This window comes from Ensifer sp. SSB1, assembly GCF_016652895.1.
Classification (GTDB): domain Bacteria; phylum Pseudomonadota; class Alphaproteobacteria; order Rhizobiales; family Rhizobiaceae; genus Ensifer.
In genome coordinates this window covers 1-8,241 of the sequence record NZ_JAEPRP010000243.1, presented here as the reverse complement: position 1 = coordinate 8,241, position 8,241 = coordinate 1, and the positions used below count along the sequence as shown (strand labels likewise).

Genomic DNA, 8,241 nt, shown 5'->3' with positions numbered 1-8,241 from the left:
AAGGCGACCTGGGGCACACGCTTGGCAAAGGCCGGGTCGAACTTGCTTTTATCGAAATCCTGACCGGGGACAATGCCAAGCTCGGCGAGCTTGGCAATCATCGGTGCATCCGCCTCACTCGGCGGGTTTCGTTTCAAGAGCTCGGCAAAGAGGGTGAAGTATTCAATGGCATCCATGCCATTGACCTGCTCGCGAACGGCAGTCTCCATATCGATGGTCGGATCGACCTTGCCTTTGGGTGCTGTCCAGTCCTTGCCCCATGCACTCAAGGGATAGAGCTTCACTTCGTCCTGGAGCTGATGAACTTCGGCGTAGTCCTCCTGGGTACCCGTGCAATAGATGCGTCCAAGCAGCCAAACGATGCTCGTCGGAGATTTGTATTGGGTCACGCCGTCGGGAAGTGTGCCTTCCCAGCCGGGTCCTGTCACCACGAATGTCTGGGCCTCGGTGCCCGTCGTGCGCTTTCCAGGAACGTCGAAAACGGTCGTCCAGCCATCCAGCATTGGGAACAGGGCGTAACGATCCTTGAGGTCGGGCAGGGTGATGACCCAGGGCTCATCGCCCACGTCGAAGAACGCGGTCGTATAAAGGGTATCTGCGTTCGGTGCGGTCACATCCCGAAACTTGGCGTCCGGATACTGGCGCAGCTTGATCAGATGCCCCATGGGGCCACGGGTTCCTTCAGGTTCCGCGACGTTGGTAATCACGCGCCGGGTCAGCTCCATCGTTACCAGTGGATAGGCATAAGTGTACGCCTCGACGGCGAGCGCGAATTCGTCGAGCCCTTCTGGCAGATCCGCCACCAACCCGTCGGCGGCAGCACCAGGTCTTGCGAGAGAACCTGCCGCCAGCACTCCAAGACCGGCGGCCGTCAAGTCACGACGCGTAATATCCATTCTATTCCTCCATCGAAAAATCGAGTTGCGACGTAATGCTGTGAGTTCAGTCAATGTAAACGACGACGTAGCGCCCGCCGGACGGCTGGTAGTAGACCCCGCCGCAGCGCCACACGACCGTGCCACTGACACTCGTGCTAACGCAGCCTGTGGGCAGTGCGGCAACATACACCGTGGAGCGGCGGATCACTCGGCGCGTGGTGCGGCGAGCGACACCGGCGACACTTCCAGGCGTCAACGGCCGTCCCACGACCGCATGCGCCTCGGATACGAACGAGCCGAAGGGCCAGGGAGCGGGAGCGTCCGCCGCGAGCATGGCGAAACCGGCAATGGCGAGTGAAAAGATCTTTGCGTGCAGCTTGCGCGTCCTCATTGCACTGCCTCCAGCGAAAGCTCGCCGGTGACATCGGCATGGACGTGTTCGAGCTTCTTGGCAGCCGCTGGCGGGGCGAATTGAAACTGTTCGCCTTCGATGCCATCCGACTTCCAGTTGCTGAGCCGCAGCGAATATTGCGGCGCTCCCGTAGTCCATTTGGTCGTGATCACGTATTTGAGCGGCAATGGTCTGCTGCCCCTGCTGATCCAGATTTGCCATTCGGCAATGTCGGTCCTGAAGGCGAGATGATCACATTCCACCCCATTGACGAAGGCCGATCCGACAACGGTTCCTTCCGTCACGCCGTCAGTGAGGACCGCATAGGGATCTCGTGCCAGAAAATCCGCTCCCGCAGCATCAAGTCCTATGGCAGCGCGAAGCTCCTCGGCCGCATCTTCAACACTCGGACCGGGGCTCCGAAGCTGCGCGTAAACGTTCAGCACTTTGTCGTGCAGGGATATCGTGTCGCCATCAAATATCACCTCCGCCTGGGCAAAGGGACCCATGCGCTTCAGTCGAAAACCTTGCTCGCGATCGATGGCAATGGAGCCGGAGGCGCTGTACTGGATTTTCTGGCCTTGCAGATTAACGACTTCCTGATCGACGTCATAGTCGGCACTGAGGGTCGGCGCCGACTTGAGAGCTTCGCTCATCGCGGCCAGGATCCGATGCGCCTCAGGTTCGATTCCGTCTTGCGCCGATACCGGCCAGGCCACCATGCAACCAGCAACCACCAACATTGCGGTGAACTGGCGCCGCCGAACTGCGCCGGGTAATCTCAGTCCGCCATCCATTCACTCACCCACAGGCTCGTTGATTTGCTTGCCGGCCGGGTCTCGCAACGGTTCTGCTGGTCTAGTGCGGAAGCATCCCGGGCCTAGGGATTACTGCTGTATTAGCCGCGTGTGATCTTACCATTTCACGCCAAGTTGCAACTTTAATGTTGCATGCGACCGTGGGCGGAAATCCGGTCAAAGAAAGAATGCCGACGCGGACGCTTCAGTGACGCCAAAACCCGCGCGGTTGATTTTGAGAACTTGCCTAGACCTCGGCGTCGCAGTTATGCCTTCGACTGCTCCGCAAAGGGGTTCAGGCAGCGACATCGCCTTTGGCGTGGTGTACGGCGACGCCGCCCGCCCGAGTTCAGTCAATGTTCCCGTTCTGCGCGTCTGGGATCGCATAATGTATCGACTGGAATGCCTTCAGGCCGCCGATAATTCAGGTCATCACACCGCGATTATCAGGCTGCCCCTAGTAACCTGTCGCGTTGGCCGGATAGGGCTTCACCGGCTTTTTGCGCGCGCTTGCGTGTTCCAGCGCCGAGAGCGCCATAGCGTCCCATTGGGAGAGGACGTGGTCTGCGTCGTAGCGCCGGACGTTGGCCTCGGCGTTTGCGGCGAGGCGGGTGCGGAGGGTGTCGTCGCCCATCACGTCGGACAGGGCGTCCGCGAGTGCGGTGATGTCGCCGTTTGGCACGAGGATGCCGTCCTCGCCGTCTGCGATCATGTCTGTTGGGCCCCAGTCGCAGGCAAAGGAGACGACGGGGAGGCCGGCGGCCATGGCTTCGAGCAGGACGATGCCCCAGCCCTCGTAGCGGGATGAGAGAACGAAGGCGTCGGCGGTCTCGAGCCAGAGGCCCGGCCTCGGCGTGAGACCGGGCATTTCCACCCGGTTGCTGAGGCCGAGCGCGTCGCGCTGAGCTTCCAGTTCCCACCTTGCTTCGCCTTCGCCCCAGATGACGAGCTTCCAGTCGGGATGCTGATCGGCGATCCTCGCGAAGGCCTCCAGTAGGAGATCGAAGCCTTTTTGGCGGGTCAGGCGGCCGACGGCGGTAAGCACATTGTTGCCGCGTTTGTTTTCCCAGCCGGCGGGCAGGTTGATGGCGTTGGGGATCACCCTTCCATGGCGACGGATCTCTGGCGAGAAGTAGTCAAGCGCTCCCTTGGTCATCGTCACCAGCGCGAACGCGCGCGGATAAAGGCGAAGCTGCAGCCATTTCCAAAGGGAGCCGAAGGGTTGCGCCGCCGGGTTGTTGCGTTCCGATATGATCACCGGAAGGCCGAGACCTCTCGTTGCCAGCAGCGCTAGAACGTTCGTGCGGGTGAGAAAGCTCAGGACGAAATCCGGGCGGGAGTTGCGGATCACCGAACGCAGGCGGTGGAGCCGTCGGATTACCAGCCAGGCGGCGTGCAGCTTTGAGGCCTTCTGCACCGGTACGTCGAGCCGCCTGAGGGCAACCCGTGGATCGAGCCTGTAGTAGGGTTCGGAGGCCGGAGCTTCGAGCGTGATAACGGTGACGGCGCAGCCAAGCCGCGCCCAATGGCTGGCAACGAGGCTGACGACGTGTTCAGTCCCGCCGGCGCCGAGTGCTGAAACAAGAATGGTTATGCGCGCACCGGCAATGCCGGCCGCTCCGGCGATGCCGGTGCCCTTAGCCTGATCCAATTTGGCTTGCCACCTCACTCTCCCAGTTAGCCACCACAAGAATGCCGCATGGGATAACATATATCGTGACACGATATAAATAAAGTGGCGTTCGCGTCCCATGCCCGCGGTCACGAGGCGGAGCCGTCCAATCTGGGTCGTTGGAATGAGCAAGCTGTCGGTGGTTTGGGGTTAAGCCTCGGACGGACCATTCGTCTGCAAATTGCCGAGCAGCTCTATCAAGCGCGGCGCCATATGACGGATCTCGGTCAGATGAATGGCGCTCAATCGCGTAAGGACGTCTTCGGCCTTGGCGGTGAGCGCCAACGTCTGGCGGCGCTTGTCGGACGGATCGGTCTCCCGCGTCACATAGCCTGCCCCCACAAGCCGCTCGACGAGTTCAGAGGCAGTGTGCCGGGCAACGACCAGGCGCTCAGACAAGACCCCGACCGTCATGGGAGTTTCGCCGCGATGGCCTTTGATCGATAGCAGGGCCTGGTGTTGTTGACTGGGGAGCCCCTCCTGCTGCGCTGCCGACGTCGAGAAATCCATAAAACGACGCAGGGTGTAGCGCAGGTTAGCCAGCGCCTCATAGTCGGCATCAGTAAGTGCGTCTTGTTCCTTGGCCACAGACCTGTCACCAGCACTGTTTTAGCTGCCTACGTCCATACCCGTCTAGGCGCCGTCTGCCAACTCCGTCTTGATTTATATCGTATTACGACATATTACCGCTGCGGTCGATCACACCCACCGTTCCGCCGGCTCAGCAGGTATACCGATGTCATCGAAATCTTCCCGTCCGCATCAGCACGATTTCATGGGCGGTCTTGCACGCCGCGAAGCCGGCGACTTCACCACCGATAGGCGCGTGCTCCTGTTGATTGGAATGGCGCTCATCGTCGGAACCGGCGGCGCGTTTGCGGCCTGGTTCCTCGTCAATCTGATTGCGCTTGTCACCAACATCGCCTGGTTTGGGCGGGTGAGCACGCAGGAGGCGCGGATAGCCGACGTGATCTTCTCACCCTGGATGGTTTTGATCCCGGTGGTGGGTGGGCTCGTCATCGGCCTGATGGCGCGCTTCGGCTCGGAGAAGATCCGCGGGCACGGTATACCGGAAGCGATAGAGGCCATCCTGATCGGCGGCAGCCGTATGTCGGCAAAGGTCGCCGTACTGAAGCCGTTGTCGTCAGCCCTTTCGATCGGCACAGGAGGACCGTTCGGAGCAGAGGGGCCGATCATCATGACCGGTGGTGCCATCGGTTCGCTGTTCGCCCAGTTCTTCCACATGAGCGCAGCGGAGCGAAAGACCCTGTTGGTCGCTGGGGCGGCGGCAGGCATGACGACAATTTTCGGCTCACCCGTCGCAGCCGTCATGCTCGCGGTCGAACTCCTTTTGTTTGAATGGAAGCCGCGTAGCTTCATTCCCGTCGCGGTCTCAGCTTGCGTTGCCATCTCGTGGCGACCGCTGTTGTTCGGCACGGGACCGCTTTTTCCTACGCACTTTCAGGCCGACCTTCCTGGGTGGGGGATTCTGCGTTGTGCGGGGGTGGGGATTGTTGCCGGCCTCCAGTCCGGGCTGCTCACAACCTTGCTTTACAAGATCGAGGATTTGTTTGAACGCCTGCCGATCCACTGGATGTGGTGGCCGGCGCTCGGGGGGCTTGCCGTTGGGCTTGGTGGCCTGATCGAACCCCGTGCTCTTGGTGTCGGCTACGATGTCATTGAAGGGTTGCTGAAAAACAGCCTGCCAACATCGACGGTGGTTGCCATCCTCTTGGTGAAAACCACGATCTGGCTGATCGCTCTCTCGTCCGGTACATCGGGCGGTGTGCTGGCGCCGTTGCTGATCCTCGGAGGCACAGTTGGATGGCTGACGGGCCTGGTGCTTCCGGGCGACCCGGGGTTCTGGGCACTGCTCGGCATGGCGGCGATGATGGGCGGAACAATGCGCGCTCCGCTGACGGGAACGTTTTTCGCCATCGAGATTACTGGTGATCTCAACGCGCTCATCCCCTTGCTGGCAGCCACGATTGCCGCCTACGCCGTAACAGTCCTCTTGCTCCGGCGCTCGATCCTCACGGAGAAAATTGCCCGCAGGGGACAGCACATCAGCCGTGAATACGGGGTCGATCCTTTCGAGTTCGCGCGAGCTCGCGATATCATGGTCAGCAGCGTCGACACGTTGCCGGCGACGATGTCAGTGGCGGAAGTGTGTGCACATTTTGCTGCGGCGGAGGATGCGCACCGGACCTATCCCGTGGTTGACGGGACCGGAGTGCTTGTCGGCATGGTTTCGCGAGCGGATGCGCTTCGGTGGCAGCGAGGTCCAGACATTGGCCCCGACCTGCTGGCAGACAAGGTATCGGACGCCTCGATCCCGATCGGGCATCCCGACGATACCGTCGGCCATATTGCGGACATCATGATTGCGACCGATGCCGCGAGAATCCCGATCACCGATCCGATGTCCGGGACTTTGGTCGGCCTTGTCACCCGCAAGGATCTGCTGCGCCTCAGGCAGTCCCACACATTCGCTGAACTGGAACGGCGACCTTATCTGGGAAAGACTTTTCAGAGGAGTTGAACAGCGGGGCCCGCTTCGGGCACGTTTTACTTGCTGCGCCCATCCGAGACGCTCCATTACCTGCCATGGGCTTGCCCAAAAATAACCTGCCGCTAACATTCAAGGCAACCAGCACAACACGGTGAACCGATGCCGAGCTTTACACTGGATACCAACTGTCTGGTCGATGTCGACGAGGAACGGCCAGCCCAGGGCGACGTGTTGTCACTGATTGAAGCCGCAAGGCGCGGAGAAGCCGATCTGGCGATGTTGGCCTCGAGCGCCTCTGAACGCCAGCCCGGCGGGCGCCGCTTCGATCACCTTGCGGATTTCAAGGAAAGGATGACAGCAATCGGTCTTAGCGACATCACGCTGCTAAGACCCATCGCAAGGCACGGTCTTTCGTTCCAAGGTTTCGGCATCATGAGCGAAGAGGCGGCAGTCTGTCGCGAGCGTCTGATTTTCACGACGCTTTTCCCAACAACGCCGCCACGCTGGTCCGACTTTGCGGCAATGAGCGGTTTGGATCAAAGGGATCTGCGCAACGCTGCTGCTTGGAAGTGGCGCAATTGCCTGGGCGCCGCCCAGGCCTTCTGGGCGCATGAGTACGCCAAGCGCGACGTCTTTGTGACTTCCGACGGGGCATTTTCACGCCTGCGTAACAAAACCGAGTTTGCTGATGCCGTTGTCATGACGCCCGCGCAAGCTGTTCAGTCGTTAACTCTAGGATCATCACTGCGCATGCGAAGAACCTGAGCGCGTCGTGTTTGCTGCGCCGCACACTCGTCTTGACATTTTGTGCGATGCACATAAGCTCCTGCTTATAAATTAGGTAGCCATCATGGAGACACCCAAATGTTCAACTTCGCCGATGCAAACAAAACGAGCAAAGAAGCCCTCGAGGCGGCTGTGAAGGGCTACTCTGCGTGGACGAACGGTCTCCAGGCGATCGCCAGTGAAGCTACTGAGTATTCGAAGACGTCGTTTGAACAGAGCATCGCGCATGTTCAAAAAATATCGGGCGTTCGCAGCGTCGAGGCTGCGTTCGAGCTCCAGACCAACTACGTCAAGGCGAGCTTTGAGGGATTCTTCGCCGAGGCGACGAAGATCGGCGAAATGTATGCTGATCTCGCAAAGTCTGCCTACGACCCCTACGAAGCGCCGATTGCGAAGGCGTCCGCTTCTGTCAAGGCCGCGGCTGCAGCCTGATCGTCGAGTGGAGAGAACGTCGCGCGAGAGGGTGGTTGCAGGAATTGCGACCACCCCTTTTGTATTGATGGATCGTGAACTGAGAGGCTGCGGGGCTTGTTCGAGAGAACGGCAGCCAGCCGCCGCTCGACCCGTCTTCGTCGTTCACCTGATCGACCAGTCGATGAGGGCGTCGGCCTGCTCGTCGGCTGCCATTTCTCGGAATTCCCAGTGCCCTTTACGCCAGCGCCGCCAGTAAAACTTCCCGTCCCGGCCGGCTTGGTGCCATGCGGTCCAACCAAGTGCTCCCATCACAAAGTCCCGAACGATGGCCCGCATGGCGGCCACAGCTCAGGCTTCAGCAATTACGATGTCGTCGCGGATCAGCCTCGCGAGCTCGTCTGCGTCGGTCACGCCAAACTCATACCAGTTGATCAGCGTTTTGGCGGTTCGGCCGCCTTCCTGACTATCGGCGCGATGACCGCGCTCATCGCACCAGTCTCGCAAAATTCGGCGAAGCACGACAATCGTTTCTGAAGTCACCGCCGATTTTGGCCAATCCGTCGTCCACATTGCCACCGCCCCCTCTGAACAACTAACAGTATTCGGACTGTGGCCAGACTCACAAGGGGTGAAATCAAGAGATATCTAATGTTAAGCGCGCCGGTCCGACGAAGTGCTATGCACGCCCCTCCCGCATTACGGCCCACAAGTCTCACTCAAGCAGAACGGAATATAAGTAAGCGCGGAATTCCCCGCACCTGTTCATAGACGTGGCAGTGAGGGAGTCTGTG

9 protein-coding genes are annotated in these 8,241 nt (G+C 60.1%); 3 read left to right on the top strand and 6 right to left on the bottom strand.

Features of this window, described 5'->3' with window-relative positions; genetic code table 11:
* The 5 genes from I8N66_RS34330 to I8N66_RS34310 all read right to left on the bottom strand — a co-directional run.
* Positions 1–896: DUF1254 domain-containing protein (locus I8N66_RS34330; RefSeq protein ID WP_291164091.1), on the bottom strand; the 896-nt coding region annotated here is incomplete at its 3' end.
* Positions 897–942: 46 nt separating this feature from the next.
* Positions 943–1,212 (bottom strand): hypothetical protein, encoded by a 270-nt coding sequence (locus I8N66_RS34325; RefSeq protein ID WP_291164097.1) that lies wholly within the window; start codon positions 1,210–1,212, stop codon positions 943–945.
* A 53-nt stretch (positions 1,213–1,265) separates the two neighbouring features.
* A complete protein-coding gene (locus tag I8N66_RS34320; RefSeq protein ID WP_291164088.1) occupies positions 1,266–2,066 on the bottom strand; it encodes a DUF2092 domain-containing protein in 801 nt (266 codons plus the stop codon).
* A gap of 457 nt (positions 2,067–2,523) precedes the next feature.
* The gene (locus I8N66_RS34315) at positions 2,524–3,717 is read right to left on the bottom strand and encodes a glycosyltransferase family 4 protein (RefSeq protein ID WP_291164084.1); all 1,194 of its coding nucleotides are present in this window, start codon (positions 3,715–3,717) and stop codon (positions 2,524–2,526) included.
* A 171-nt stretch (positions 3,718–3,888) separates the two neighbouring features.
* A complete protein-coding gene (locus I8N66_RS34310; RefSeq protein ID WP_291164094.1) occupies positions 3,889–4,248 on the bottom strand; it encodes a helix-turn-helix domain-containing protein in 360 nt (119 codons plus the stop codon).
* 226 nt (positions 4,249–4,474) lie between these two features.
* Between I8N66_RS34310 and I8N66_RS34305 the strand changes: the two genes are divergently transcribed.
* The 3 genes from I8N66_RS34305 to I8N66_RS34295 all read left to right on the top strand — a co-directional run bounded on the left by I8N66_RS34305 (position 4,475) and on the right by I8N66_RS34295 (position 7,468).
* The gene (locus tag I8N66_RS34305; protein WP_291164081.1) at positions 4,475–6,280 is read left to right on the top strand and encodes a chloride channel protein; all 1,806 of its coding nucleotides are present in this window, start codon (positions 4,475–4,477) and stop codon (positions 6,278–6,280) included.
* Between the two features lie 129 nt (positions 6,281–6,409).
* A complete protein-coding gene (locus I8N66_RS34300; RefSeq protein WP_291164078.1) occupies positions 6,410–7,015 on the top strand; it encodes a hypothetical protein in 606 nt (201 codons plus the stop codon).
* 99 nt (positions 7,016–7,114) lie between these two features.
* Entirely contained in the window at positions 7,115–7,468 is a 354-nt protein-coding gene (locus I8N66_RS34295; protein WP_291164075.1) for a phasin family protein, read from the top strand.
* Positions 7,469–7,798: 330 nt separating this feature from the next.
* Here the strand turns inward: I8N66_RS34295 and I8N66_RS34290 are convergent, their stop codons facing one another.
* Positions 7,799–8,020 (bottom strand): hypothetical protein, encoded by a 222-nt coding sequence (locus tag I8N66_RS34290; RefSeq protein WP_113553723.1) that lies wholly within the window; start codon positions 8,018–8,020, stop codon positions 7,799–7,801.
* Positions 8,021–8,241: the final 221 nt, after the last annotated feature.

Excerpts from the sequence above, each read along its gene's own strand:
- I8N66_RS34290 (WP_113553723.1), bottom strand. The coding sequence starts at position 8,020 with ATGTGGACGACGGATTGGCCAAAATCGGCGGTGACTTCAGAAACGATT.
- I8N66_RS34300 (WP_291164078.1), top strand. The coding sequence starts at position 6,410 with ATGCCGAGCTTTACACTGGATACCAACTGTCTGGTCGATGTCGACGAG.
- I8N66_RS34325 (WP_291164097.1), bottom strand. The coding sequence starts at position 1,212 with ATGCTCGCGGCGGACGCTCCCGCTCCCTGGCCCTTCGGCTCGTTCGTA.
- I8N66_RS34305 (WP_291164081.1), top strand. The coding sequence starts at position 4,475 with ATGTCATCGAAATCTTCCCGTCCGCATCAGCACGATTTCATGGGCGGT.
- I8N66_RS34310 (WP_291164094.1), bottom strand. The coding sequence starts at position 4,248 with ATGGATTTCTCGACGTCGGCAGCGCAGCAGGAGGGGCTCCCCAGTCAA.
- I8N66_RS34295 (WP_291164075.1), top strand. The coding sequence starts at position 7,115 with ATGTTCAACTTCGCCGATGCAAACAAAACGAGCAAAGAAGCCCTCGAG.
- I8N66_RS34320 (WP_291164088.1), bottom strand. The coding sequence starts at position 2,066 with ATGGATGGCGGACTGAGATTACCCGGCGCAGTTCGGCGGCGCCAGTTC.